23 protein-coding genes are annotated in these 26,685 nt (G+C 70.0%); 14 read left to right on the top strand and 9 right to left on the bottom strand.

Annotated features, from left to right (window positions below; translation table 11 throughout):
* Positions 1–56: 56 nt before the first annotated feature.
* The 3 genes from folE to BLW82_RS31025 all read left to right on the top strand — a co-directional run bounded on the left by folE (position 57) and on the right by BLW82_RS31025 (position 3,070).
* Complete coding sequence (gene folE, locus BLW82_RS31015; protein ID WP_093503847.1) at positions 57–650, top strand: GTP cyclohydrolase I; 594 nt, start codon at positions 57–59, stop codon at positions 648–650.
* Positions 651–713: 63 nt separating this feature from the next.
* Positions 714–2,183 (top strand): helix-turn-helix domain-containing protein, encoded by a 1,470-nt coding sequence (locus tag BLW82_RS31020; RefSeq protein WP_093503849.1) that lies wholly within the window; start codon positions 714–716, stop codon positions 2,181–2,183.
* 74 nt (positions 2,184–2,257) lie between these two features.
* Positions 2,258–3,070 carry a fumarylacetoacetate hydrolase family protein gene (locus tag BLW82_RS31025; RefSeq protein WP_093508378.1) on the top strand — a complete coding sequence of 271 codons (813 nt, stop codon included), beginning with the start codon at positions 2,258–2,260 and terminating at the stop codon, positions 3,068–3,070.
* A gap of 79 nt (positions 3,071–3,149) precedes the next feature.
* Here BLW82_RS31025 and BLW82_RS31030 read toward each other — a convergent pair whose 3' ends face one another.
* The 7 genes from BLW82_RS31030 to BLW82_RS31060 form a co-directional block, all read right to left on the bottom strand.
* Positions 3,150–4,412, bottom strand: a complete 1,263-nt coding sequence (locus BLW82_RS31030) for an ATP-grasp domain-containing protein (protein ID WP_093503851.1) — start codon at positions 4,410–4,412, stop codon at positions 3,150–3,152.
* Positions 4,413–4,446: 34 nt separating this feature from the next.
* Entirely contained in the window at positions 4,447–5,481 is a 1,035-nt protein-coding gene (locus BLW82_RS31035; RefSeq protein ID WP_093503853.1) for a beta/alpha barrel domain-containing protein, read from the bottom strand.
* Between the two features lie 170 nt (positions 5,482–5,651).
* Positions 5,652–6,638, bottom strand: coding sequence for an ATP-grasp domain-containing protein (locus BLW82_RS31040; RefSeq protein WP_093503855.1), 987 nt, complete (start codon positions 6,636–6,638; stop codon positions 5,652–5,654).
* Positions 6,635–7,561, bottom strand: coding sequence for a hypothetical protein (locus tag BLW82_RS31045; RefSeq protein ID WP_093503857.1), 927 nt, complete (start codon positions 7,559–7,561; stop codon positions 6,635–6,637). Before BLW82_RS31045 ends, BLW82_RS31040 begins: the two co-directional genes overlap by 4 nt.
* A gap of 90 nt (positions 7,562–7,651) precedes the next feature.
* Positions 7,652–8,305, bottom strand: a complete 654-nt coding sequence (locus BLW82_RS31050; RefSeq protein ID WP_093503859.1) for a cyclase family protein — start codon at positions 8,303–8,305, stop codon at positions 7,652–7,654.
* A 25-nt stretch (positions 8,306–8,330) separates the two neighbouring features.
* Complete coding sequence (locus tag BLW82_RS31055; protein ID WP_177233131.1) at positions 8,331–9,218, bottom strand: TauD/TfdA family dioxygenase; 888 nt, start codon at positions 9,216–9,218, stop codon at positions 8,331–8,333.
* Between the two features lie 60 nt (positions 9,219–9,278).
* Positions 9,279–11,198, bottom strand: a complete 1,920-nt coding sequence (locus tag BLW82_RS31060) for a methylaspartate mutase subunit E (protein ID WP_218162387.1) — start codon at positions 11,196–11,198, stop codon at positions 9,279–9,281.
* A gap of 238 nt (positions 11,199–11,436) precedes the next feature.
* Between BLW82_RS31060 and BLW82_RS31065 the strand changes: the two genes are divergently transcribed.
* The 6 genes from BLW82_RS31065 (at position 11,437) to BLW82_RS31090 (ending at position 18,392) form a co-directional block, all read left to right on the top strand.
* On the top strand, positions 11,437–12,351 hold the full coding sequence (locus BLW82_RS31065) for a phytanoyl-CoA dioxygenase family protein (RefSeq protein WP_218162388.1): 915 nt from the start codon (positions 11,437–11,439) through the stop codon (positions 12,349–12,351).
* A gap of 65 nt (positions 12,352–12,416) precedes the next feature.
* On the top strand, positions 12,417–13,670 hold the full coding sequence (locus BLW82_RS31070) for an ATP-grasp domain-containing protein (RefSeq protein WP_093503863.1): 1,254 nt from the start codon (positions 12,417–12,419) through the stop codon (positions 13,668–13,670).
* Positions 13,671–13,675: 5 nt separating this feature from the next.
* The gene (locus BLW82_RS31075; protein ID WP_093503865.1) at positions 13,676–14,917 is read left to right on the top strand and encodes an MFS transporter; all 1,242 of its coding nucleotides are present in this window, start codon (positions 13,676–13,678) and stop codon (positions 14,915–14,917) included.
* Positions 14,914–16,131 (top strand): ATP-grasp domain-containing protein, encoded by a 1,218-nt coding sequence (locus BLW82_RS31080; protein WP_093503867.1) that lies wholly within the window; start codon positions 14,914–14,916, stop codon positions 16,129–16,131. The genes BLW82_RS31075 and BLW82_RS31080 overlap by 4 nt, the downstream gene beginning before the upstream one ends.
* Before the next feature lie 349 nt (positions 16,132–16,480).
* Positions 16,481–17,284 (top strand): alpha/beta fold hydrolase, encoded by an 804-nt coding sequence (locus BLW82_RS31085; RefSeq protein ID WP_093503869.1) that lies wholly within the window; start codon positions 16,481–16,483, stop codon positions 17,282–17,284.
* On the top strand, positions 17,268–18,392 hold the full coding sequence (locus tag BLW82_RS31090) for a histidinol-phosphate transaminase (RefSeq protein ID WP_093503871.1): 1,125 nt from the start codon (positions 17,268–17,270) through the stop codon (positions 18,390–18,392). The genes BLW82_RS31085 and BLW82_RS31090 overlap by 17 nt, the downstream gene beginning before the upstream one ends.
* A gap of 69 nt (positions 18,393–18,461) precedes the next feature.
* Here BLW82_RS31090 and glnA read toward each other — a convergent pair whose 3' ends face one another.
* Positions 18,462–19,871: a type I glutamate--ammonia ligase gene (gene glnA, locus BLW82_RS31095; RefSeq protein WP_093503873.1), complete on the bottom strand. Its 1,410-nt coding sequence runs from the start codon at positions 19,869–19,871 to the stop codon at positions 18,462–18,464.
* A 211-nt stretch (positions 19,872–20,082) separates the two neighbouring features.
* Here glnA and BLW82_RS31100 point away from each other — a divergent pair, with 211 nt between their 5' ends.
* Positions 20,083–20,550 carry an RDD family protein gene (locus BLW82_RS31100; RefSeq protein ID WP_093503875.1) on the top strand — a complete coding sequence of 156 codons (468 nt, stop codon included), beginning with the start codon at positions 20,083–20,085 and terminating at the stop codon, positions 20,548–20,550.
* A gap of 219 nt (positions 20,551–20,769) precedes the next feature.
* On the opposite strand, the gene BLW82_RS31105 is transcribed toward BLW82_RS31100, so the two are convergent.
* A complete protein-coding gene (locus BLW82_RS31105; RefSeq protein ID WP_093503877.1) occupies positions 20,770–22,416 on the bottom strand; it encodes an FAD-dependent oxidoreductase in 1,647 nt (548 codons plus the stop codon).
* Positions 22,417–22,631: 215 nt separating this feature from the next.
* Between BLW82_RS31105 and BLW82_RS31110 the strand changes: the two genes are divergently transcribed.
* The 4 genes from BLW82_RS31110 to BLW82_RS31125 are packed head-to-tail and all read left to right on the top strand — an operon-like array spanning position 22,632 to position 26,668.
* Complete coding sequence (locus tag BLW82_RS31110) at positions 22,632–23,702, top strand: SchA/CurD-like domain-containing protein (RefSeq protein ID WP_093503879.1); 1,071 nt, start codon at positions 22,632–22,634, stop codon at positions 23,700–23,702.
* Positions 23,703–23,748: 46 nt separating this feature from the next.
* The gene (locus BLW82_RS31115) at positions 23,749–24,162 is read left to right on the top strand and encodes a cupin domain-containing protein (protein WP_093503881.1); all 414 of its coding nucleotides are present in this window, start codon (positions 23,749–23,751) and stop codon (positions 24,160–24,162) included.
* Positions 24,159–25,427 carry a beta-ketoacyl-[acyl-carrier-protein] synthase family protein gene (locus tag BLW82_RS31120; protein WP_177233132.1) on the top strand — a complete coding sequence of 423 codons (1,269 nt, stop codon included), beginning with the start codon at positions 24,159–24,161 and terminating at the stop codon, positions 25,425–25,427. The genes BLW82_RS31115 and BLW82_RS31120 overlap by 4 nt, the downstream gene beginning before the upstream one ends.
* The gene (locus BLW82_RS31125; protein WP_093503883.1) at positions 25,424–26,668 is read left to right on the top strand and encodes a ketosynthase chain-length factor; all 1,245 of its coding nucleotides are present in this window, start codon (positions 25,424–25,426) and stop codon (positions 26,666–26,668) included. The genes BLW82_RS31120 and BLW82_RS31125 overlap by 4 nt, the downstream gene beginning before the upstream one ends.
* The last annotated feature ends 17 nt before the right edge of the window (positions 26,669–26,685 follow it).

Below are 26,685 nucleotides of genomic sequence, written 5' to 3' on the forward strand. Positions count from 1 at the left end.
GCCCGTTCATCGGAATCGAGCAACGGCCGTGCCGGTCGGAATGGAGAGGTGCCTGAATGTCTGTGACGACGTGGATACCCGAGGGTGACGTCGACCCGGAGAAGCCCCGCGAGGAAGACCCACTGGTCGGACTCGCCCGGCAGCTCCTGAAAGAGATAGGGGAGGACCCCGACCGCGACGGGCTGCGCGACACACCGGCGCGGTTCGCCCGCTGGTGGCGCGAGTTCATCAACTACGAGCCGGGCTCGGTCGGCACCCTGTTCGAGGCGGTCGGCACCAAGCAGTTGGTGATCGTCTCGGACATCCAGGTGTGGTCCCTGTGCGAGCACCACCTGCTGCCGTTCAACTGCTCGGTGACGATCGCCTACCGGCCTGCCGACCGGTTGCTGGGTCTGTCGAAGTTCGCCCGGATCGCGCATCGGCACGCGCACAAGCTCCAGGTCCAGGAGCGGCTGGTCTCCGAGATCGCCGAGGCCGTCACCGCGCTCAGCGGGGCGCAGGACGTGGCCGTCATCGCCAAGGGCGAGCACCTGTGCATGACGATGCGCGGCATCAAGGCGGCCGCCCAGATGACCTCGACGGCCTACCGCGGGGCCTTCGGCGAGGACGCCGGGCTGCGGGCCGAGATGTTCAGCCTGCTGCGCCCCTGAATCCGATCCGCCCCCCACGAGACCTATCCGGGGCCGCTCCCAGGGCCCCGAGGAGCATGTGCCATGGAAACACCATCGGTGCCAGGAGTCGGCCGGATCGCCGCTTGGCCCTCGGAGCGGGAAACGCCGGTGACACTGCTCCGCGAACCGGCCGTCGCCGCCGGTGAGCCGCGCGAGCAGGACATTCCGCTCGGATTCCGCCAGGACCGGGCCGACGACGGCGGGACCGGCGCCGCGCCCTTCGGCCGGCGGCTGCGCGACCTGCGACTGCGGAGCGGACTGTCCCAGAAGCAGCTGGCGCGGTCCAGCACGCTCAGCGTTCGAGCGATACGTGATCTGGAGAACGGGAGGGTACGGCAGCCCAGGGCGGACTCCCTGCGCCTGCTCGCCGAGGCTCTTGGGCTCAGCGCCCCGCAGCTGAACCGGCTGACGAACGGCCACTCGCCAGGCTGTCCGGCGTCAGCCGCCGAGCCGGCCGTGAGCGGCCCGTTCATCGGCCGGGAGCAGGAGCTGGCGGCGTTGACGACGATGCTCGGCGCCGATCACCACCGCCTGATCACGATCACCGGGATCGAGGGCGTCGGCAAGACCCGGCTCGCACGGGAGGTGACGCACGCACTGGAAGCGGCCGAGCACGCGACGGTCCTCTGGCTGCCCCTCGACGACGACCGGCTCCGGAGCGGAAGGGCACCGGTGGGGGCCCCGGACCAGCCCACGTGGTGGCGTGAGGTCGTGCACCGCGGGCCCGACAGCCGGCGGCGCCTCGCCGAGACGATCGGGGATGCGGACAGCATCCTCGTCCTCGACGGTGCCCGGCCGGAGGACGAGCTGACGGACCTCACAGCCCATCTCCTGGCCGTCTGCCCCCGGCTGCGCATCCTCGTCACGACGAGAAACCCCGGCGGCATGCCCCTCGACACCCTCTTCCCGCTCGCGCCGCTCCCGGTGCCCTCGCCGGACATCGAGCCGGAGGACCTGGACGCGGTCGCGTCGGTGGCCCTGCTGCTCGCGCAGACGAAGCGCATCCGGCCGGCCTTCCGTCCCGACCCGCACGTCCTCGCGGACGTCGCCCGGATCTGCCACGCGCTCGACGGCCTTCCCGCCGCTCTCGAATCCGTCGCCCACTGGAGCCTGATCTACTCCCTGCGGCAGCTCGCCCGGCAACTTGCCGTCGAGCCGCTCACCGTGGCACGGCGGCCCCTGGGCGGCCCCCAGCGGCCGGACGCCTACGCGTCGGTCCACCACACCGTCGCCACGCTGAGCAGCCGCCAACGCGACCTGCTGTCGATCATGTCCCAGAAGCCGTCCCGCGAGTCCGACGGCTACTGGTCGGTGGCGGAGGTGGCGGACCAGATGGGCCTGCCGGCCGCGGAGTGCGCCGACGACGTCTACCACCTCGTCATCCTCGGCATCCTGCGCCGCGTCGACCGTCACGACGTGGCGATGTTCAAGGTGCTCAACATCGTCGGCATCGTCGGGCAGCACGCGACCGCAGGGCGGAACGGCATCGCGGGACAGCACACCGCCGCATGAACTCGGAACCACCAGAAAGGAATTGACCATTGCGCCTCTGCACTCTTCGCACTGAGACCGGTGAGGACGTCGGCGTGTCGGTACCCGGCGGAATCGCCGTACTGAGCCTCGTCAACGCGACCGAGGGAACCAGCTACGGCCCCACCCTGCTCGACATCATCCAGAAGGACGAGGCCGCGGCGCTCGCGGCCACGGTCGCCGCCCTGTCCGACCCCGGCGGGCACGGCCTGCGGGGCGAGCCGGTGTTCGGGCCGCTGTACCGGTGCCCCCCGAAGCTGTGGGGCGTGGGCCTGAACTACCGGCGGCACGCCGACGACCTGGGCGTACTGCAGCCGACCGACGCCCCCGGCTCCTACCTGCGGCCCTCCTCCACGGTGATCGGCTACGGTGACGACATCCTGCTTCCCGCGCAGTCGCAGCGCGTCACCGCCGAGGCCGAGCTCGGCGTGGTCATCGGCACCACCTGCCGCGACGTCTCGGCCGCGGACGCACCGTCCGTCATCTTCGGCTACACCAGCATCCTGGACATGACCGCCGAGGACGCGATCAGGGTCAACCCCCGCCACATTCCGTGGGCGAAGGCTTTCGACACCTTCTGCAGCCTCGGCCCCTGGGTCGTCACCCCCGACGAGATCCCCGACCTGTCCGCCGTGCGGATCTCCACCGTCGTCAATGGGCGGCCGATCGCGTCCAACCAGGTGTCCGCGATGAAGTACGACCCCTACTGGCAGGTCGGCTACTTCTCCGGCGGCATGGTCCTCGAAGCCGGTTCCGTGATCGCCACGGGTACCCCCGGCGCCGGCGTGATCGAGGACGGGGACACGGTGGAGGCCCTTGTCGAGGGCGTCGGTGCCCTCCGCAACACCGTCAGGCTCAAAGCCGCCTAGCAGTACCCGCACCGCCCGTCCTGGGTGGGCAGCTCGGCGCCGCGACGGGGTCACGGCGCCGAGCACGTTCGTCCGACGGTCAGGTCAGGACGGCGGGGTCGGACGTGATCTCCAACCTGACCGTCTCCCGCGCGACGGCCAAGGTGCGGAGCACGGTCGCTCGGTCCGGACCGTGCACCGAGGCGCTGACCGGAATGCACATGTTGTGGTTGGTGGTCGGCACATGGTCACCGGGCTCGAACTCCACGAGCACATCGGCGACGCCGGGCAGCGCGCGCAGCTCGTCCAGCCCGTGCATGGCCACCAGGGTGCCGGGCGGGCCGTCGTTGCGAATGACGACGGAGCCGAGCACGGCCCGGAACCCGTGGTCCCCGTCGATCATCTTCGGACGGCGGCCGAGGAAGCACTCCACGGCATCGTGGAACGGTCGCAGATCGGAGTGTCTCGTCCACATCGGTACCGCGGGGCCGCCCGAGAACCGGGCCGCGAGTTCGATCAGGTGGACGTCGTCCCCGTCGTCACTGCATTTGACCTCGATGTGGCCGGGTCCGTAATGGATGCCGAACGCGTCGAGCACGCGCTTGCAAAACCGCTCCACCCGTTCGTAGTCGGGATGCGAACCGTCGATCTGGACGATGTCCCAGAGGGGAAAGTCGTAGTCGCGGTCGTCGGGCCGTCGGTATTCCCAGACGTCGATCAGCCGGTGTTCACCGTCGGCGCTGCAGAAATTCACCGCGTACTCGCGCCCGCGTATGTATTGCTCCACCAGCCATTCGGTGACCGGTCGGTCGTGCCGGTCAACCGCCAGATCCTTGGTCGCCGCGTCCAGATCCGCCGCGTCACCGATGACCGTGACGCCGTAGGAGCCCGAGCCCATCGTCTGTTTCACGATGACGGGAAAGCCGATGTCCCGGGCGGCCTCCGCCACCGCGTCGAGGGAGTCGACCAGCCGGAACTCCGGAACGCGGACCCCTGTCTGTACGGCCCTGGTCCGCATCGCCGCTTTGTTGCGCCGGGCCCAGCCCAGAGCGGGGTCGTTCCCTGGCAGGCCGAGCCGCGCCGCGATCTCGTCGGCCAGGTGGAGGGTCGACCCCCGGGACGGGACGACAGCCCGCAGGTCGAACCCGGCCGCACGGACCTGCCGGACGGCGTCGTCCACCCCGTCGGCCTGGAGCGACATCTCGCCGGCGGGGTCGGCCGGCAGGTCCGCGGCCGTGGACGACGGGCTCGTGGACAGCGAGACCACGTCGAAACCCAGCTCGCGGACGGCGGCCTTGTACGCGTGTCCGTTCCGGCTGTCCGCGGGGTCCACCAGCAGGACCACCGGGTTGTTCGATTCCACCGAAGCTCCTCTCCGTAGCGACGACGGGTGACGACTAGCGCGCGGCCATGGCGTTGGCGGCCGCCAGCACCATGGCCTCCGCGGGGTGCACCCGGTCGATGTCGGCGACCGCGGCCATCAGCTCGAAGACGTCGACGTTCGCGGTCTTCGCGCACCTGCTGATCAGCGGGAAGAAGCTGGAGTGCGTGCGCGTGACGCCGCCGACGAGCTGGTATGTGCGATCGTCGTGCAGTCGCTCCAACGGGCGGACGACGGACTCGCTCAACTCCGCGAGAGCCCGGAAGTCGTACGTGTCGCGACAGCCCTGGGCATGCAGGGCCGCCGCGAACGTCTCTGTCACGGTGTTGCCGGCCCCGCGGCCGATGCCGTCGAGCGTGGTGTCGACGAACCGTGCGCCGCTCGACGTCGCCGCGAGCGCGTTGGCGTTGGCCAGGCTCAGGTTGTCGTGCCCGTGGAAGCCGAGCGGAACGGTCACCGACTGGCCGACCTTCTCGAACAGCTCGGTGACGTCCGACGGCAGGTAACCACCCACCGAGTCGACGAGGTACACGACATCGGCACCGTACTCCGTGCACTGACGGACCGCGTCCGTGACACCGTCGGCTTCGAGGACGTTCGTCTTCATGAGGTTGGCGAACGCCGTGATGCCGAGGTCCTTGGCGAGGGTGAGGAAGGCCTCGGCCGGCGCGACGGAAGAGATGTCCACGCCGACCCGGACGAACTGCATGCCGGCGGCCACGGCTTGCCTCAGGTGATCCAGCTCGGCGATTCCCGGGATGCAGAACATCCCCCAACTCGCGCTCGTCAGCGTCTCGGACGCGATCCCGAAGCACCGTGCGTCGGAGACCAGCATGGGATGAGCCGTGCGCTCGGCGGCGTTGAGGCCCAGTCCGTGACCCAGCTCGACGTACCGGACACCTGCTCCTTCAAGACCGCTCAGAACGCTCCTGATCGTGCTTTCGGTGAACTTGAAGTCCACGGCATAACTACCGTCACGGAGTGTGCAGTCCAGGATTTCGACTGCGGATGGCCGCCCGTCCTCGGCAACCATCGGCGATGTCTCTGACATTGAACACCTCAAGCAGAGAAGTATGGGGAAAACGGTGTTTCGACACTAGCCGAGAAGTGCCCGTCCGCCAGCGGCAGAAGCCCGGCAGAAAAGAGCGGATCGACGGGCGTAAATGCCCCCCGAAGCAACCCGGAATGACAGCGGAAAAGAAAGAGCTGGACGTCGCGTTGTCAGCGCGCGCCCTCCGCTCGCAGATCGCGGACGAACGTGTCGAAGCGGGAGCGGAAGGAGCCGAAGCGTGCCTTGTTGAGATCCGGGTCACGCGCTGCGGAGCCGTCGACCTCGATCTCGGAGAACCACCATCGCCCGTCGGCACGGAGGAAGTCGACGCAGAGGTAGGGCAGCCCGATGTCACGGGCCACCGCCCGCGCCGGGGCGAGCAGCGCATCGGGGATGGCGTTCCACGCCGCCGAGCCGCCCTGGGCGGTGTTGCCCGCGAGCGCGTCGCCGCGCAGTTCGCGCGTCAGCACGCGGTGCGGCTCACCGTCGAGGCAGTACACGCGGTAGTCGACCACGTCGCGCCCCAGCCACGGCTGTATCAGGACCGTCAGCTCGGTGGCGGCCGCCCAGGTGAGCACGGCGTCCAGTTCCCCGACGGTGGAGGCGACGAACACGCCGTTCCCGCCTCCCCAGCTGGCGGGTTTGACCACCACCGGAAGACCGATGTCGCTCGCGCGCATCGCGGCGGTGCACCAGTCGAGGTGGTCCCGGTCGTATCCGCGGGTGCACAGGCGCACCGACGGCAGCCGCTGCACCACACTGCCGAACCGCTGTAGCGCGGTGAGCTGCTTCTCGTTGTTGACCAGGCTGAGCCCGACGGGGACCGTGGTGAAGAAGCCGGCCGCTGACAGGGCGGCGTAGGTCGTCAAGTGCCGCCAGTAGTCGAACCGGTCGACCGGCCACGTGACCAGCTTCGTGTGGAAGACGGTCGCGTCCGGTGCGACGAGCGCGCCGCGCACGCGGACCGAGGCACAGTCCTTCGTGGTGCCCACGACGACGTCGTCGACGCTGATCCGGGTCAGCCGCATCCCGACCGCGCGCGCGGCGTCGTCGTAGCCCGTGTTGATCGCGGCGTCATAGGGATTCGGTGACTTGCTCTCGCGCTCCGAGCGGATCCAGAACATGGTGATCGCGTCGCTGTCGTGCGCTGTCGTCATGCTCCGACTCCGGCTGCCGAGGGCGAAACCGCGTCGCGCGCGGCACGGAACCGACGGAACGCCTCGCGGTAGGCGACGAGTTGGACTTCCAGGGCGTCGGCGTCGGCGTCGGGCGCGAAACCCGTGCAGTCCACGTGCGACAGCCAGAACCGATCGGCGTCCTGGACGAAGCCGATCCGGACGTAGGCGAGTCCGAGCGCGGTCGCGACCGTCCGCGCGGGGCCGGACAGCCGCTCGGCGAGCGCCCCTTCCAGACCGGCCGGCTCGCCGTCGACGCACACCACGGTGTGTTCGACGACGTGTTCGCCGAGCCATGGCTGCACGAGGACGGTCACCTCGGACGCACCCGCCAACTGCAGGAGGGTGGTCAGCCTGCGTTCGTTCTCCGCGACGAACGGCCGGTCGCCGGGCCGGCGGACCGCCGGGCGCACCGCCACCGGGAACTCCAGCCCCCAGTCGGAGAGGCGCAGCCGGTCGCGATGGACCTCGATCTCGCGGGTACACAGCCGCACCGACGGCAGGGTGCGCACCTCGCCGAGATCGAAACTCAGGAGCGGCACGATCGTGTCTGTCCAGGTGATCGAGTGAACGGCGGGCACGGTGACCATGAACCCGGCGGCTTCGAGGATCCCGATGGTGCTCAACAGCCGCCAGGCGTCCGCCGCCTGCGTGGACCCGCCGAGCGAGCCGGTGTGGAAGAAGGTGTCGCGCGGGTCCACGCGGTCGCCCCGCACCCGCACGACGGCCGTCTGCCCCGTCTGGGTCAGGACCAGGTCGTCGACCGTGGCCGTGCGCAGGGCGACACCGAGGCTCGCGGCCGCCGCGGTCAGGTCCGCCACGCGCGCGTGGTCGGCCGTCGCGACCGAGATGTGGTCGCGTTCCGAGCGCAGCCAGACGAGGCCGGGGGGAGAGGGAGTGGGCATGGATCTCGCTCCTGGATCGGGGGCGCGCGGCGAAGGGGCTGACGGGCCGGCGCCCGAAATCGTTCGTGCGGGCGGAGGTGCCGAAAGGACTCAGTCGTCCAGTACGGCCAGCGCCCGCGCGGGCGCGCCGTCTCCACCGCTGACGTTGAGCACACCGACGAAGAGCGTGCTCCATCGGTCCGCGATCTCGCGCAGTACGAGGTTCTCCACGATCAGCATGCCGGCGCCCAGCAGCGTGCGGTGCACGTCGTAGGGGAAGTTCGCCGGACGCATGCTCATCGGCAGGTCCGGGCTGATGGTGTCCATGCCGATGAGGCGAAGCCCCGTGTCCACGGCCCAGCGGGCCGCGTCGACCGCGAGGTAGGGGTGGCTGTCCACATAGGCCGGCTCGCCGTAGCGGTCGTCCCAGCCGGTGCGGATCAGCAGCGCGTCACCGGGTTCGAGGTCGACGGCGGACTTCAGGTCGGCCGCCGTGATCGGCACGGGATCGTCCCGCAGCACCTCGATGCAGTACGCCCGGCCGACCAGCGTCGACACCGGCACCTGGTCGAGCGTGGCGCCGTCCTCGACGAAGTGCGACGGGGCGTCCACGTGGGTGCCGATGTGGGTCGGTATGTTCAGGCGCATGACCCGCATCCGGTCGTCCGCCCAGGTGCTGGTGGGCGTGAATTCGGGTGCCTGGATCGTGCGCGCGTGCGGCATACCCGTTTCCAGCGGGCGGGAGAGATCAACTGTACGTGGCATGAGGTGCCCACTCCTTCGCTTCGGCTTAGTTGGCTCGTCCGTCTTCCTGCACCCCGTAGATTCGGCGCAGCCTGCGGTGGGAGGTGGTCTCCTGGAACGGCCGGCGGCCGTGCAGCATGCGCCGGTTGTCCCACAGCAGGCCGACGCCGCGTTCGAGGAGCACGGCTTCCGCGTTCACCGCCGCGGCAGCGGAGACCTGGTCGAATGCGTCCATGGCCGCCAGAAGCTCCGGCGGAACCGGCGTACCTTCGGCGGCAAAGGCCTGCTCGATGTACATGCGGACGTAACGCAGTTCGTAGCCGTTGTCCGTGCGCGTCAGCACCGGCTGCCGTTTGATCTTGACTCCGGCCATCTGGTCCTTCACGTCGAACGGTACGGGTCGGCTCAGTTCGGCGACGTGGGCCGGGTCGATCCGGTCGAGCTCCCGAACCAGGTTCTCGACGTCCATCAGCAGCGTCTCCCCGCCCGTCGCCGCGGACAGGCCGAACAGGAAGGCGACGTCGGGCAGTTGCGGCAGCAGGGTGCCGTCGGTGTGATAGTTGCCCGTCTTGTTCGAGTTCGAGTAGTGGCTGGTGGCCGCGGCCGCGGCCTTGACCTCGACGGGATAGATGAGTTCGCCGGAGCTGTACTGCGGAACCGGGCGGAAAAGCAGCGTGAAGAAATTCCAGTAGACGGTGCTGATGTCCTGGTCGCTGAGTCCCTCCGGGGCGACCCGCACGACGGCGCCCCCCGCGTCCTTGCGGATGGCCGAGACTATGTCGCCACGCAGCGCCTGGATCTCCGTGTCGGCCGTCGGGAAGGTCTCCGTCGGCCACTTGTCCAGAGGCGTTTCAGCGTCTATTTCTCGCGTCAGCAGTGCCGAGACCGCCGAGCTGGATATCTTGAACTCCGGGATCGTGAATTCCGTTGCCATCGTGACTCTGCCCATTTCTGTGAGGAGATCGGTGCGGCTTGGTCGGCGATCAGGGGTTTTTCACGCGTCGAGCGGCCACTTACGGTAATGGCCCGATGGAATGCGCAGCACATCTCGCTCGACGAGTTGCCATTCGCTTCGCACGGGCGGCTGCTCCGTCCTGCGACGCTCGCTCATCCGGCTCCGATGGAACTCGATCACATCGGAGGAGAACCTCAGCCGGCCGGTGTTCAGGTAGCGCACCGCGCCCTGGACGTCCCGGGCCGTCAGGACCTCGCCACGGTTGTAGACGCTGGGGGAGAAGGGCACGTCCAGATAGCCGAGCGCGAATGCCTTCACCACGCCGTCCGTGAGGCTGCCGTCGCCGGCCAGGAGGACGCTCTCGAGGATCTGATCAACCTCGGCCCGCAGGACGGTGGCCTCCTCGCGGACCGTCCGCTCGTCCACCTCGACGCCGTTCGCCTCCAACGCGCCCAGCCGGCTCAGCTGCAGGCCCTCCTGGTTGTCGGACACCGACGGAATGGAGGTCGCCTCGACCGGTGTCTTGGTGATCAGCCGCGAGGCACCGGACAGCCGGCCGGTGGCCGCGGAGGCCACGATCAACTGCGCCGCCCGCGCCCGGTCCTGCGGAAACGCCGCCATGTGCTGGTGGAACACGACGTTGACCTGAACTCCTGGATATCCCAGGTTCGCCAGATACTTCTGGCCCAGTTCGCGCAGGACCCTGACCGCCGCGATGTCCTGGGACCGGTTTCCTTGTTCGGCGTATCCGAGTGAAACCGATCCCACGCCCTGGCCGGCCGCCAGCATGGCCTCGATCACATTGACGACGATCGCCAGACTCGGCGGGATCAGGACCGCGGTGAGAGTGCCGAAGAATTCACGGTCGATGACCACTCCGAACTTCTCGCGGTAGAGACCGACCAGCCGATCGACGTACTGCCATCTCCTGAGGGACTGGGCCGGTGAGTAGTCCTTGAAATAGGGGATGTTGTACGTGATCGCGCCCCCCTCGAAACCGGTGACGCCACCGGCGCACGAGATCTCGGCGAGGAGCCGTGGGTCGCGAGTGCTGTGTCGGGTCTGCAGCGGTGTCCGCACCTCCGATATCAGCTCGCGGAGAACGTCGACCCCGTGATTCACCATGGGGAATCCGTTGAGCGTGGAGGCACCGCTTTCCCGACTCTCCGCGATCGCGTCGTGGGCCTTCCGGTAGTCGTTGTTCCTGGTGAGCGAATCGATCTGGTAGGACAGCACGTCCGCGCCGGCCCGGCGCAGGGCCACGAAGGCCGTGCGCTGCTCGGCGGCAAGCGCCACGCCCGAGCGCGGCTGCACCAGGAACGGTCGCGCCCCCCGGGGGCCCGGTGCGTGCGCGTGCGCGAAGGACGGCTGCCGCAGCAGGAAAGCCGCGTTGTCCGCCAGGTCCCGCGCACGAGCGCCGGTCGGCCAGGACTCCAGCACCGCGGGCCGCTGTTTGAGCAGGTCCTCTTCGGTGAGCCGCTGGTCGGGCGGTGCGGTGCCCGGCTGGGCGGGCCGGAAGGCGGCGACCGGTCTGGCGCGTACCGCCGGAGGCCTGGTCAGGAGATCCTCGGCCAGCACCGAGAGAATCGTCGGAATGTCGACGTACGTCGGAAAGACCCGCCGGAAGCCGAGCCGGCGCGCTTCACCGCGTATCCGCTCGGAATTGCCCACGTCCAGGTTCCCACCGGCATACCAGAGCGCGTCGATGTCGGGATACCTGAGCAGCAGGTCCGGAAACTGCCTCAGATAATGGCGCAGATGCCCGTCCATGCACGAAATCATCACGACATCCACGTCGCCCGCATGCCGGAAAAAGTCGTCGAGGTTGTTCTGCGTGCCCATGAAATGGACCGCGTGGCCGGCCTCCGTGATGGCGTGTTTCAGCAGTGTCAGACCCACTGAATGGGCATCGGCGCCGATCCCGCCGAGTGCGATCGACCGTGGCGTCGGCAATGGCATTGGCTACCTCGATCGAGCGGAGGAGTGCGGGGCAAGTGTTGTGTCGACACTAGCGAAGAAGCGCACCCGTATCAGCGGCAGAAGTGCGGCAGAAACCCGGCAGAAGAGTGCGCGTTTAGTGGCTCAACTGCCTCTCCGAACAGCAATGGACGCCTTGCGGCACGTGACAGTGACGTGTACGAATTGAACCGTAGGAATCTGCGGGAGCAACCAGGTTATGGTGAGGAAGGGTTACCCGATGGCCGGCATACTCAGCGATAGTCAGGTCGATTTCTACCGTGAGAACGGGTTCTGTGTCGTCGACGGAATTTTCGACACCGAACTGGTCGAGAAGGCGCGATCCGTGGTCGACGGCCTGCTCTCCTCCGCCGACCTCGCCCGGGTGGCCGAGGCGGAGCCGGAGGACAGCTCCAAGGCTCGCCGTATCTGGGCCCCGACCTCGCGGGACGAGCTCTTCTCCGACATCGCGGAGGACCCCCGGCTCCTCGACGCGGTCGAGCAACTGATCGGTTCCGACATCGTGCTGCAGTACTCGAAGCTCAACGTGAAGCCGCCGCGCGTGGGCAGCGTCGTCGAGTGGCACCAGGACTTCGCGTTCTACCCGCACACGAACACCGATCTGGTCGCCACGCTGATCTATCTCGACGACGCGACCAGGGCGAACGCCTGCCTGCGGGTGGTCGCCGGGTCGCACCGGCACGGCCTTCTCCCGCACGAGGCGGAGGGTTATTTCGTGGGCAAGGTCTCGTCGCCGGCGGAGGTGGGCCTGGACGAGTCGGCGATCGTCGACTGCGAGGGGCCCGCCGGATCGGTGGTGTTCATCCACCCCCTCCTCCTGCACTCCTCGGAGAAGAACCTCTCGGACATGTACCGCCGCGTCTTCATCCCCTCCTACCGCGCGGCCGACGCCCTTCCCGTCTACTACGGCCCGCACGCCGCGCACAACGAGCCGACGGCGAAGCTCGTGCGCGGCAGTGCCTCCAGGACCGTGCGCAGCGAGGCCGGCCAGTGGCGACTCCCGATCGCGGCCGCGGAGTTCAACTCGTTGTACCAGGTTCAGGAAGGCTCTCACGTGAGCGACGGAACGAAGCTGTCCACCGGCTACTTCTCCCACGAGTACGACACGAAGGACGCGGTGCGCACCTCGATGTGAGCCGCCTCCGGCATACGGCGCAGCACAGTTCCCCCCGCATCGGACGAGAAAGCACAAGGAGCATCATGACCAGCTCGCTCGGCGCAACGCCCGCTGTCGTGCTCATGGACCCCTGCGGGCCGAGCATGGGTTTCAAACCCCAGGTGGCCGAGCGCGGAATGGCCGTGATCTCCGTGTACACGATGCCCCGCGAGCACCTCGGGACCCGGTACCCCGACCACACCGTCGGTGACACGGTCAGCCTGTACGCCGCGGAACTCGACGACATCCGGGCCCAACTCGCCGCACTGGGTGCCGACATTCGCGCGGTGGTGCCCGCCAACGACGTGGCCGTGGACAAGGCGGACACGCTGGCCGAGGAGTTCGGCCTGCCCGGCAACGGCGCGCGGCTGGCCCTCGCCCGCCGGGACAAGTCCGCGATGCGGGAGACCGCCGCGCGGTCGGGAGTTCGCATTCCCCGTTACGTGATGGTCGAGGACGCGGCCGGCATCGCCCGAGCCGCGCGCGACGTGGGCTTCCCCGCCATCGCCAAGCACACGGGCGGGGCCGGGTCGCACGGTATCCGGCTGCTGAGCGGACCGGGGGACGTCGAGGACCTTTCGGCCCTGCACCGGACCGACCACTTCGGACGGCCGGTCGAGGCCTGGCTCGTCGAGCAGTACGTGCGCGGGCGGGAGTTGGGCGTGAACTTCTTCTCGCACGACGGCACGCACCACGTCCTGGACATCTGGGAGTACCGGCAACCCGACGACCGGGACTACTCGTTCCCGTACTGGGAGTGGGCGCAGATCTCCCAGGACGACCCCGACTGGCAGACCGCGGTCGACTACGTACGGCAGGTGCTCGACACGTTCGGCGTGCGCCTGGGCCCCAGCCACACCGAGATCAAGATGTCGGCCGGCGAGCCCTACCTCATCGAACTGGGCGCCCGGCTGCCCGCCTACCCCATGATCGACGCGTGGCTCGCGCACAGCGATCTCGACCCGCACCGCCAGACCCTGGCCGGCCGGCTCGGCGAGGTGCCGAAGATCGCGACCGAGCCGGTGAAGTTCGACGGCTACTGCGGCGCCAACGCCATTCGCAACGACGGACCGGCCGGCCGGCTGGTGGAGATCCGCGGGCTGGACGAGGTGGAGCGACTGCCCGGTGTGGACAAGCTGGTGGTGCGCTACCGGCCGGGCGACATGGTGCCGACCACCACCAGTATCGCGACCATTCCGCTCAGGGTGAGTGTCTCCGCGCCGGACCGCCGGACGCTGATCCAGCGCATGGCCGCGGTCCGCGACACCGTGGAACCAGTGATCGAACCGGTCTGCTGATCCCGATGAAGTTCTTGTCCTCGTACCGCGAGCTCTTCGCTCTGCCCAAGTTCGGCTCGTCCCTGTTCGCCGCTGTCGCGGGCAAGCTGAAGCCAGGAATCTCCTCGGTCGCCCTCCTGCTCGAGGTCGCGCACTACCGGGGCCTCGGCCAGGCGGCCGTGGTGGTCTCGGTGTCCGCCCTGGCCGGTGCCACCGTCCCGCTGCGGGGCAGGCTCATGGACCGCCACGGCTATGTCCGGGTGATGTGTCCGGGGCTCGTGGTGTACCTGGGCGCGCTGACCGTCCTGGTGTGGAACGAGAGCGCCCGTGGACCGTCCGCCACCACGATGGTCTGCGCGTTCGTCGCCTCGGCGTCGCTCCCGCCCATCCATATCGTGACCCGGCTGATGTGGCGCGCGATGACCACGGACGACCTGAGGAGATCGATCCTGTCGCTGGACGCCGTGCTGACCGACGTGGGATACATCGTGGGTCCCACCATCGCCGCCTTCCTGGTGGTGGCCGTGGCGCCCTGGGCCGGCCTGGCCGCCTCCGCGCTGCTGACCACCAGCGCGACCCTCCTGCTGCTCTCCCGCAAGCTGCCGCACCAGCGCCGGCAGCCGCGGTCCGCGGAGCGCCACTGGCTGGGCCCGCTGCGCGACCGGGCGGTGCGCCGGACCATGGTGGCGGTGGTGGCCTTCTTCGTGGCGGTCCGCGCGATCGAACTGGCCTTCCCCGCCTGGGCCCAGCAGCACCACGCACCGCTGATGAGCGGAGTGCTCCTCAGCTGCATGTCGGTGGGGAGTATGGCGGGCGGCCTCGCCCTGGGCGCCCTGCCGGCCGGGAGGGCGAGCCGGGCCACGTTCCCGGTCACGCTGGCCGTGCTGTCCGTGGGAACTCTGCTGGTGGCGGCGGCCACCTTCACCTGGACGGCACTCCTGGTCGTGGCCGCGGCGGTCATGGGCATCGCGGTGGGGCCCAGTTTCGTGGCCCTGTGGGCGACGGTCGGTGATCTGTCTCCGGAGAACCTGGCCGCGGAGACCCAGTCGTGGATCAGTTCGTTCATGTCGTTGGGCGGCGCTGTCGGGGCGGCGGCCAGCGGTCTGGTCATCCAGGCGCTGGGGCCGGGGGCGCTGCTGCTTCTCGCGGGGCTGGCCCTCGCCCTGGCCTCCGGGCTGGCGCGCCTGGCGATCAGCGGCAGACCGATGACGTCGGAACAGGTGCCGGGAGTCGATACCCGTCGCGCCGTGAATGCGGAGGTGCAGTGACTCGTCAACGGGTAGTCCTGGTCAGCCATGTCGATTACGGCGCCTACCGCTTCGACGACGGCACCCCCTTCTTCCCCCCGGACGAATACGACATCACCCTGCTCGCGCGAGCTCGCGACCTCGCCCAGGTGACACCCGGTCAGGTGACGCGCTGTATCCCGGTGGACATCCACCCCTCCGGCGAACTCGCGGGGTCGCTGCCGGAACTGGTCGGTGACCTCGAGTTCGACTGGGTGGTGGCGACCCAGGAGCGGCTGCTGCTGCCGGCCGCCCGCCTGCGCGAGACCGTGGGCGTCGGCGGCATGGGCACGGAGCACACGCTGCTGCTCCGCGACAAGGTGGCGATGAAGCGCCATTTCTCCGCGCACGGGATCCGGGTTCCGGAATACATGGAGATCTCCGAACCCGTCCAGGCGGCAGAGCTTCTCGACAAGTTCGGTCACATCGTCGTCAAGCCAGTCCTCGGCTCCTCTTCCCTGGACGTGCGCATCGTCCGCGACAGGAGCGAGCTGATGCGCTTGCAGCAACAAGGGTTCGCCGGTCCAGGCCGGTACGAGGCCGAGGAATTCATCGCGGGCCGCCAGTTCCACATCGACAGCGTCGTCGACAACGGTGTGCCGGTCGCCGTCTCCGTCTCGCAGTATCTGGACTCGCACGAGGAGTTTCCGCTGGACGGGCAGGTCCGGTCGCACACCCTCGACGACGGGCCGGACCTCGAAGTCCTGCTGGAGTTCAACCGCGCGGTACTCGCGTGCATCTCCTGGTTCAGTGGCGCCGCACACCTCGAAGCGTTCCTCGACGACCGGGGGAGGGCGGTGTTCTGCGAGTTGGCCGGCCGTCCCGGCGGCGCCGGAATAGACACCACATTTCGGTATCGGCACGGGGTCTCGCTGCTTTTCGCCAGCATCCTGCCGCAGATCGGGCGCGCTGTCCCTCACAGCGGTCGTCAGGCGCCCGTGGACCAGCCGGCGACCGGTTGGTCCATGATCTATCCGCCGAGGCTGGGGCGCTTCGACGGGTTCGACGCGCTTCCGCGGGCCGAGTGGTTGCTGCAGCTCACGGCGCCGTACCGCCCGGGCGAACTCGTCAGGCCGCCCAGGCAGGCCAAGGACGCGGTCGCGGTCGCATCCGTCTGCGGCAAGGACGCAGCCGAGGTCGTCGGCCGGCTCGCCGAGGTCAAGAGCGAGCTCGTCGTGTCCATCACCCCGGAGTGATCTGTCGCGACACCGACGCGCCGCCGCCGTCTCGGGCACGGCGCAGCCGGCGGTGAGGCGGAGAGCGTCCGCTGCGGCACCGAACGCGGCAGGTGTGCCCATCGTCGTGCCAGGATTGCCGCCGCGGACGCGGTCCGCTCCCGGCCGGATTCGACGAGCGGGGCGGGCGACCCCGGTGGCCGCCACGTTCAAGTCGTCCACCGGTCGCTTCTCCCACGGGGCCGGCGCCGAGGCGAAGCCGAACCTGGCCGGGTGACCGGCCACGAGTCGCCGATCCGGCAGGGTGAGGTGATCGCGTCCCCCTCCGCCCCGGACGGCCGCCCACCCCGTCACCTCGAAAGGAACCGCCGTGCCGCACGCCAAGACCTCGGACGGAGTCCGCGTCGCCTACCAGGTGCGCGGTGCCGGTCCCCCGCTCGTGTTGCTCGCCGGCCAGGCGAACGACCACCACTGGTGGGACGGTGTCCGCGACGACTTCGCCGACTCCCGCAGCACGATCACGATCGACTACCGGGGCACGGGGGAGAGCGACAAGCCTCAGCTGTCCTACTCCACCGAGCGGTTCGCCGACGACGTGGTCGCGGTCCTCGACGAACTGGCCGTGGACCGGGCGGACGTGTACGGCACGTCCATGGGCGGTCGCGTCGCCCAGTGTCTGGCCGTCCGCCACTCCCGGCGGGTGCGTGCCCTGGTACTCGGCTGCACCTCGCCCGGCGGCCGGCACGGCGTCGAGCGCAGCGGCGAAGTCCGCAGATCCCTGGCCCAGCCCGATCCGGCCGAGACGCGACAGGCCCTGCTGGAGCTGATGTACACCCCGGGCTGGCTCGCCACACACCCCGGCCCGTACCACACGCTCGGCGACCCGGGCATGCCGGCGCATGCCCGGCGCGGGCACCTGGTCGCGAGCGACAGGCACGACGCATGGGACGCGCTGCCCGGCATCGTCGCCCCGACCCTCGTGCTGCACGGCACCGACGACCTGCTCAATCCCACCGCCAACGCACCGCTCCTGGCGGCCCGCATCCCGGACGCCCGGCTGGAGCTGATCCAGGGCGCCCGCCACGCCTACTTCGAGGAGTGCCGCGACCTCGCCGGCCCGCTCGTCCTCGAATTCCTCGACCAGAAAGTACCCCCCGGTGACCCGCATCGATGATCTGCCCGTCCGGGACGAGCTGCGCGGCCGGACACCCTACGGAGCTCCCGAACTGGACGCTCCGGTACGCCTGAACGTCAACGAGAACCCCTATCCGCTGCCGGAGCCGCTGGTGCGGGCGATGACGGAACGGGTGCGCGAGGTCGCGGGCGGCCTCAACCGCTATCCGGACCGGAACGCGCTCGAGCTGAGGGCCGGGCTGGCCGGGTACGTGACACGGGCCACGGGTCACCCCGTGGACGCCCGGCAGGTGTGGGCCGCCAACGGGTCCAACGAGGTGATCCAGCAGCTGCTCCAGGCGTTCGGCGGCCCGGGCCGCGGCGCCCTCGGCTTCGAGCCGTCGTACACCATGCACAGCTTGATCGCCCGCAACACCGGTACGACGTGGATCCCCTGCCTGCGGGACGAGGGCTTCGGCATCGATCTGCGCGCCGCCCGCCGCACTCTCGCCGAGCAACGCCCCCACCTCGTCCTCATCACCTCGCCGAACAATCCGACCGGTGCGGCCGTCCCCGCGGAGGCCGTGCTCGAGTTGTACGACACGGCACAGCAGGCCCGTCCGTGCATGGTCGTCGTGGACGAGGCGTACGGGGAGTTCTCCGACCGGCCGTCCCTGGTGCCCCTGGTCGAGGGACGTCCCCACCTCGTGGTCACCCGCACGATGTCCAAGGCCTTCGGCGCCGCGGGGCTGCGTGTGGGATACCTGGTCGCCGACCCCGCCGTGGTCGACGCGGTACAACTCGTGCGGCTGCCCTACCACTTGTCGTCCGTGACCCAGGCACTCGCCCTGGCCGCGCTCGAACACTCCGGCACGCTGTTGGCCTACGTGGAACAGCTCAAGGACGAACGTCGGCGCATGGTCGGCGAGTTGACGGCGATCGGCTACGACGTCGACGAATCCGACGCTCCGTTCGTGCAGTTCGGCCCCTTCGCCGACACCGGCCGGGCGTGGCAGGCCCTGCTCGACCACGGAGTCCTGGTCCGCGACAACGGTGTACCGCGTCGCTTGCGCGCCTCGGTGGGGACGCCGGCGGAGAACGACGCCTTCCTGCGGGCGGCCCGAGCGGTGCGGCAGGAAACGCCGGCAGGGGCGAGCACACCCCACTGAGACGACGCGCGGCGTCCGGACGCGTCAGGCGGTGTGCCCCTGAGGTCAGGGGCACACCGCCTGTGCGGATCACACGTCGAAGTACAGCTCGAACTCGTGCGGGTGCGGGCGCAGCTGGAGCGGGGCGATCTCGTTGGTGCGCTTGAAGTCGATCCACGTCTCGATCAGGTCGGGCGTGAAGACGTCACCGGCGAGCAGGAACTCGTGGTCGCGCTCCAGGGAGTCGAGGACGGCCGGGAGGGACGTCGGGACCTGGGCGACGTTGGCGTGCTCCTCGGGAGCCAGCTCGTAGAGGTCCTTGTCGATCGGCTCGGCCGGCTCGATCTTGTTCTTGATGCCGTCCAGGCCCGCGAGGAGCAGGGCGGAGAAGGCCAGGTACGGGTTGCCGGAGGAGTCGGGCGCGCGGAACTCGACGCGCTTGGCCTTCGGGTTCGAACCCGTGATCGGGATACGCATCGCGGCGGAGCGGTTGCGCTGCGAGTACACCAGGTTGATCGGCGCCTCGAAGCCCGGGACCAGACGGTGGTACGAGTTCACCGTCGGGTTGGTGAAGGCGAGCAGCGACGGGGCGTGCTTGAGGATGCCGCCGATGTAGTAGCGGGCGGTGTCCGAGAGGCCCGCGTAGCCGGCCTCGTCGTAGAACAGCGGGTCGCCGTTGGCCCACAGGGACTGGTGGACGTGCATGCCCGAGCCGTTGTCGCCGAAGATCGGCTTCGGCATGAAGGTCGCGGTCTTGCCGTTGCGCCAGGCCACGTTCTTCACGATGTACTTGAAGAGCTGCAGGTCGTCGGCGGCCGCGAGCAGCGTGTTGAACTTGTAGTTGATCTCCGCCTGGCCGGCGGTGCCCACCTCGTGGTGCTGGCGCTCGACCTTCAGGCCGTTCTTCTCCAGCTCCAGGGAGATCTCGGCGCGCAGGTCGGCGAAGTGGTCGACCGGCGGGACCGGGAAGTAGCCGCCCTTGTAGCGGACCTTGTAACCACGGTTGTCCTCCAGCGCGCCCGTGTTCCAGGCACCCGCCTCGGAGTCGATGTGGTAGAAGCTCTCGTTCGCCGAGGTGGCGAAACGGACGCTGTCGAAGACGTAGAACTCGGCCTCGGGGCCGAAGTACGCGGTGTCGGCGATACCGGTCGACGCCAGGTACGCCTCCGCCTTCTTCGCCACGTTGCGCGGGTCGCGGGAGTACTGCTCGCCCGTGATCGGGTCGTGGATGAAGAAGTTGATGTTGAGCGTCTTGTCCCGGCGGAAGGGGTCCACCCGAGCCGTCGACAGGTCGGCGCGCAGCGCCATGTCGGACTCGTGGATCGCCTGGAAACCGCGGATCGAGGATCCGTCGAAGGCGAGCTCGTCGTCCGGGTCGAACGCCTCGACGGGCACCGTGAAGTGCTGCATGACGCCCGGCAGGTCGCAGAACCGGACGTCGACGAACTTGACTTCCTCGTCCGCGATGAACTTCTTGGCCTCGTCGGCGTTCTGGAACATCCAGCTCCTCCTACTCCCGGCCGTTCCCGTGCCGGGGTGGTAGTTCGTTCGTGCGGCCAGTGCGGTGGCACACGTTGTCCTCGACCCTAGGGACGGGTGATTTCTCGGGCGTGACCCATTTGTTTCGCTGAAGTTAACCGGCCTCGGTTCCACCGTAGCCCGTGGCACCCCGCCGACCCAGGGGCCCGGCCGGGCCCAGTACCGTGGACGGGTGGACAACAGGCAAGCAATCGGATCGTGGCTCTCCGGACCCCGCGCGGCCATGGAGGACGCGGGTGCCGAGTTCGGGTACCGGGGCGAGCAGCTCGGTCTGCCGGAGCAGGGGCCGGGCTCCATCGCCCGCCCGGGGCGGCGGCTCGGGGCGCTGGTCGTGGACTGGGCGCTGTGCGTCTTGATCGCATACGGCCTGATCACGCGCGGCTACACCCCGGCGACCAGCAACTGGGCGCTGCTCATCTTCTTCGTCCTCGGGGTCCTCACGGTGGGCACGATCGGCTTCACGCCGGGTAAGCGGCTGTTCCGGCTGCGGGTGGTCGGCGTCGGGACGGGCCGGGTGCAGCCGCTGCGCGCCCTGGCCCGCACGGTGCTGCTGTGCCTCGCGATCCCGGCGCTGGTCTGGGACCGGGACGGCAGGGGGCTGCACGACCGGCTGGCGAGGACCGTCGAGGTCCGTACGTGAGGTAGCGGTTCGGCTGCGGGCCGGTGGGGAGCTGGTCGCGCAGTTCCTCCCCCAGCCTTCGGCCGGGGGTGCCCCCAGCGCCCCTGACGGGGCGCTGCGGCCGGGTCGGCCACATGGCTGCACAGCCGTGGGCAGGCGTGCCGCAGGGCGGCACGGGCGGGCGCGGCGGCAGCCGGCAAGCGCCGGTGAGCGCCGTCCCCACCCCCGCCCCACCCCGGCTCACCTCCTCCGCAGTACCCGCGCCAGTACCTCCCGCAGCTCTCCCTCCGGGTCGGGCACGGCGCCTTCCGAGCGCCAGGCCACGAAACCGTCAGGCCTGACCAGGACCGCGCCGTCCTCCGTCGTCCCGTGCGCCGCCGTCCAGCCGCCGTCGCCCTCCTCCGTGTCGTACACGAGATCGCCCGTCACCCCGATCCGGTACGTGTCCAGCCGCAGCCGTTCCGTGTCCGCGATCCGCCGGGCGGCCGCGTGCCAGGCGGCGCCGCCCGCCGAGCCCGCGTCGCTCAGCAGCACCATGGACCGCTCGTACAGGTCGAGCGTGGACACCCGCTCCCCCTCCCGGCGCAGCCACAGGTGCGGGGCCCGGCTGCCCGGCTGGCCGGTGAGGTTCATCCCATTGGGTACCAGCGGCTGGTCAGGGTCGGCGCCGAGGACCGCGCCCTTCGGGTAGCGGTAGCCGAGGACGATGTTGAGGATGCCGCCGCGCCGGTCGGCGCCGACGCCGGGGGCGGGCGCGAAGCCGGGGTGGCTGTGCTCCACGGAGCGGGCGGAGGCGCGGGCGCTGGTGGCGAGGGCGACCGGGCGGCGCTCGGCGTCGTAGGACTCGAGGAGCCCGGGACCGGCCCAGCCGTCGAGGACCGCCGCCAGCTTCCAGGCGAGGTTGTGGGCGTCCTGGATGCCGGTGTTGGAGCCGAAGGCCCCCGTCGGAGACATCTCGTGCGCGGAGTCGCCGGCCAGGAAGACCCGCCGGTCGGCATAGCGTTCCGCGACCCGTTCGGCCGCCCGCCAGGAGGCCCGGCCGGTGACCTCCACGTCGAGATCGGGGACGCCGACGGCACGGCGGATGTGCCGGGTGAGCCGCTCTTCCGTGAACTCGTCGAGGGTCTCGCCGCGTTCGGGGTGCCAGGGCGCGTGGAAGACCCAGCGCTCCTTGTTGTCGACGGGGAGCAGGGCGCCGTCGGCCTCCGGGTCGGTGAGGTAGCAGCAGATGAAGCGGCGGTCCCCGACCGTGTGCTGGAGCAGCTTGGAGCGGAAGGTGATGCTGACGTTCGCGAACAGGTCGCCGGGGCCCGTCTGGCCGATGCCGAGCCGGCCGCGGACCGGGGAGCGCGGGCCGTCGGCCGCCACCAGGTAGTCCGCCCGGACGGTGTACATCCGGTCGGAGTCACGGTCGCGGACGTACGCCGTCACTCCTTCGGGGTCCTGTTCGAAGGACTCCATCTCGTGGAAGTAGCGCAGCTCGCCGGTGAGTGACTCGGCCGCCCGGCGGAGCACCGGTTCGAGGTCGTTCTGGCTGCACAGGCACCAACCCGTAGGGCTGAACCTGGCGAGTCCACCGCCCGGGTCGATCTCCTTGAACAGCCAGTCGCCGGCGTCGCCGACCAGCGTCGGGGTCTGCAGGATGCCGTGGTTGTCGGCGAGGAGGGAGGCCGCGGCCTTGATGTCCGGCTCGATGCCCGCTCTCCGGAACAGCTCCATCGTCCGCACGTTGTTGCCCCGCCCGCGTGGGTGGATCGAGGTACCGGAGTGTCTCTCGACGAGCATGTGGCGGACGCCCAGTCGGCCCAGGAAGAGGGACATGGACAGGCCCACGAGGGAGCCGCCCACCACGAGGACGGGGACCTGGTGATCGGTTTTCTGGTGCATCGGGCACTCCAGAGGCGGGTGTTGGTGCGGCAGGTGCGTGTCGCAACGTCCATGCCCCGTCCGGGCCCCCTCGGGAGGGGTTCCGCGGACTCAATCACCCACCTGGTTCACGCGAGTCGCGCGCTTCGGAGGACCGGCACAGGATCAAGAAGCGCTGACGCCGCGTCATCGGCGAAGGCGCAGGCCGCTGCCCCAGCGAAGGAGATGTGCGAAGCATGACGACGATCTCGGAAAAGGTTTCGGCAAAGCCGACCCGAACGACCCGCCCGGTCTCGACACGGGTCTCCCAGTCCGTCTTCGACGGCTCCCGGCTCCGGGTCGTCCTGCTGGTGGACGTCTACGACGGCGCACAGCAGCAGTTCCTGGAGGCCTACGAGCAGCTGTGCAGCCAGGTCGCCCAGGTGCCGGGCCACGTCAGCGACCAGCTCTGCCAGTCGATCGAGAACCCCTCCCAGTGGCTGATCACCAGCGAGTGGGAGAGCGCCCCGCCGTTCCTCGCCTGGGTGAACAGCGAGGAGCACGTGGAGATGGTGAAGCCACTGCACAACTGCGTCCGCGACACCCGCTCGCTCCGCTTCCACGTCGTACGGGAGACCGGCGGCCCGTCGGCGGACGCCGTCCGTGTCCTGCAGGCCCAGCCGCGGATGGGCGACGGCGTGATCCGCCACGCGCTCACCTTCACGGTCACCCCCGGCAGTGAGGCCAAGGTCGCGAAGATCCTCGCGGACTACGCCTCGCCCGAGGCGAAGGTCGACGACTCCACCCGGCTCTGCCGCACCTCCCTGTTCATGCACGGCAACCGGGTCGTGCGGGCCATCGAGGTGCGCGGCGACCTGATGGCCGCCCTGCGCCACGTCGCCCGGCAGCCCGAGGTCCGGGCCGTCGAGGAGGCCATCAACCCCTACCTGGAGCAGGAGCGCGACCTCAACGACCAGGAGTCCGCGCGGGTGTTCTTCACCCGGGCCGCGCTGCCGGCCGTCCACCACGTCGCCGCCGAGGAACTGGCCGAGGGCGAGCGGCACGCGCTGTACTACCCGGCACGCCCGGGCTGCGGGATGCGGCTCGCGGAGCTGCTCGCGCAGCAGGACGAGGCCGCGGCCGAGGACCCGGCGAGCCCGGTGCTGCACAGCACGGTCTTCCAGCGCGACGACGTGGTCGTCCGCCTGCTCGAGCAGCGGCCCGGCACACCCGTGGACGTCACCCCGGCCCACGCGCTGACCGCCCTGCTGGACGGCGACGCGGTGCGCATGAAGCTCCTCACCGACCGCCGCTCCCCGGACGCCTGACGCCTGACCCTTCCCTGTTGCATCACCCCCACGGAGGAACGCAGACATGCAGCCCATTCCCAAGATCGTGGACCTCGGCGAGATCGAGCCAAACACCCGGCGCGGCGGCGATCTGCGCGCCATGCTCACCCCGGCCACGGTGGGTTCCACCAGCGGTTTCATGGGTGTGGCCATCGTGCAGCCGGGCGACCGCATCGCCGAGCACTACCACCCGTACTCCGAGGAGTTCGTGTACGTCGTCTGCGGCGAGATGGAGGTCGACCTGGACGGCGAAGCGCACCCGCTGCGGCCCGAGCAGGGGCTGATGATCCCCATCAACATGAAGCACCGCTTCCGCAACGTGGGGGACGTCGAGGCCCGGATCGTCTTCCACCTCGGCCCGCTGGCCCCGCGCCCGGCCCTGGGCCACGTCGACACCGAGGAGACGGAAGCCGTCGCCGTGGGGCAGGTCCGGTCGTGACCCGGCGCGTGGCGGTTACGGGCATAGGCATCGTCGCTCCGGGGGGTGTGGGCGTACCGGCGTTCTGGGATCTGCTCGCCTCGGGCCGGACCGCGACGCGCGGCATCACCTTCTTCGACCCCTCGGGCCTCAGGTCGCGGATCGCCGCCGAGTGCGACTTCGACCCGGCGGCACACGGCCTGGACGCCGGGGAGATCGAGCGGGCGGACCGGTACATACAGTTCGCCCTGGTCGCCGGCGACGAGGCGGTCCGGGACTCGGGTCTCGACCTCGGCCGGGAAGACCCCTGGCGGATCGGGGTCTCCCTGGGGACGGCGGTCGGTGGCACCACCCGGCTGGAGCACGACTACGTCCTGGTGAGCGGCGCGGGCCAGCGCTGGGACGTGGATCACCGGCAGGCGCAGCCCCAGCTGCACCGGGCGTTCTCCCCGAGCACGCTGGCCTCCGCGGTGGCGGAACGATTCGGCGCCCAGGGTCCGGTGCAGACCGTGTCCACCGGCTGCACCTCGGGCCTGGACGCCGTCGGCTACGCCTTCCACACCGTCCAGGAGGGCCGCGCCGACATCTGCATCGCCGGTGCCTCGGACTCCCCGATCTCACCCATCACCATGGCCTGCTTCGACGCGATCAAGGCCACCTCCCCGAACAACGACGACCCCGAGCACGCCTCCCGCCCGTTCGACAACCGCCGTGACGGGTTCGTCATGGGCGAGGGCGGCGCGGTGCTCGTCCTGGAGGAGCTGGAGCACGCCAAGGCCCGCGGCGCGCACATCTACTGCCAGCTCGACGGCTACGCCACCTTCGGCAACGCCTACCACATGACCGGTCTCACCAGCGAGGGCCTGGAGATGGCACGCGCCATCGAGACCGCCCTGGACCACGCCCGCCTCGACCCCACCGCCATCGACTACGTCAACGCGCACGGCTCCGGCACCCGGCAGAACGACCGCCACGAGACCGCCGCCGTGAAGAAGGCGCTCGGGCAGCACGCGTACAGCACGCCCATGAGCTCCATCAAGTCCATGGTGGGCCACTCGCTCGGCGCGATCGGCGCCATCGAGGTCGTCGCCTGCGTGCTCGCCCTGGCCCACCAGGTCGTCCCGCCCACCGCCAACTACGAGACCCCCGACCCCGAGTGCGACCTCGACTACGTACCGCGCGTCGCCCGCGAACGGCGCCTGAACGGCGTCCTGTCCGTGGGCAGCGGGTTCGGCGGCTTCCAGTCCGCGGTGATCCTGACCCGGCAGAGAGGACGGACACGATGAGCGAACCCCGGTCTCGACGGGCGGCCGTCACCGGCATCGGTGTCGTCGCGCCCAACGGAACCAGCACCGAGACCTTCTGGAAGTCGGTCCAGGAGGGACGCAACGTCCTCGACAAGGTGACCCGCGACGGCTGCGAGCACCTGCCCATGAAGGTGGCCGGGGAAGTCCGCGACTTCGACCCGGCGGCCGCCGTCGAGGAACGCCTCATCGTCCAGACCGACCGCTTCACGCACTTCGCGATGGCCGCGGCCGACCTGGCACTCGAGGACGCCCGGCTCGGCCGCGCCGACACCGAAGAATCGCCGTTCGACATCGGCGTGGTCACCGCGGCCGGCTCCGGCGGCGGCGAGTTCGGCCAGCGCGAGCTCCAGCAGCTCTGGGGCAAGGGCAGCCGGTTCGTCGGCCCCTACCAGTCCATCGCCTGGTTCTACGCGGCCAGCACCGGCCAGATCTCCATCCGGCGCGGCTTCAAGGGCCCCTGCTCGGTGGTCGCCGCCGACGAGGCCGGCGGCCTGGACGCCCTCGCCCACGCGGCCCGCGCGGTCCGCCGCGGCACGGACGTCATCGTGGCCGGCTCCACCGAGGCGCCGATAGCTCCCTACTCGGTGGTCTGCCAGCTCGGCTACGAGGAACTCAGCCGGGAGACCGACCCCACCCGCGCCTACCGCCCGTTCACCGAGCAGGCCTGCGGGTTCGTGCCGGCCGAGGGCGGCGCCATGCTCGTCGTGGAGGACACCGGCTCGGCCCGCCGGCGCGGACTGCCGGTCCGGGCCACCCTCGACGGCCACGCGTCGACCTTCACCGGCGCCTCCCGCTGGGCCGAGTCCCGGGCCGGGCTCGCCCAGGCCATCCGCGGGGCGCTCGCCGAGGCCGGCTGCGCTCCCGAGGAGGTCGACGTGGTCTTCGCCGACGCCCTGGGCGTCCCGGAGGCCGACCGGGCGGAGGCGCTGGCCATCACCGACGCGCTCGGCGCGCACGGCAGGCGGGTGCCGGTCACCGCGCCCAAGACCGGGATCGGCCGGGGCTACTGCGCGGCCCCGGTCCTGGACACCGCCGCCGCGGTGCTCGCCATGGAACACGGTCTGATCCCGCCGACCCCGGGTGTCCACGACATCTGCCACGACCTCGACCTCGTGACCGGCAGCGCGCGTGCCGCGCGGCCACGCACGGCACTGGTGCTCAGCCGGGGCCTCATGGGGTCGAACTCGGCGCTCGTGCTGCGCCACGGCGCGGCCGAGTGAGTCGAACACACCAGCTG

The organism is Streptomyces sp. Ag109_O5-10, assembly GCF_900105755.1.
GTDB lineage: Bacteria > Actinomycetota > Actinomycetes > Streptomycetales > Streptomycetaceae > Streptomyces.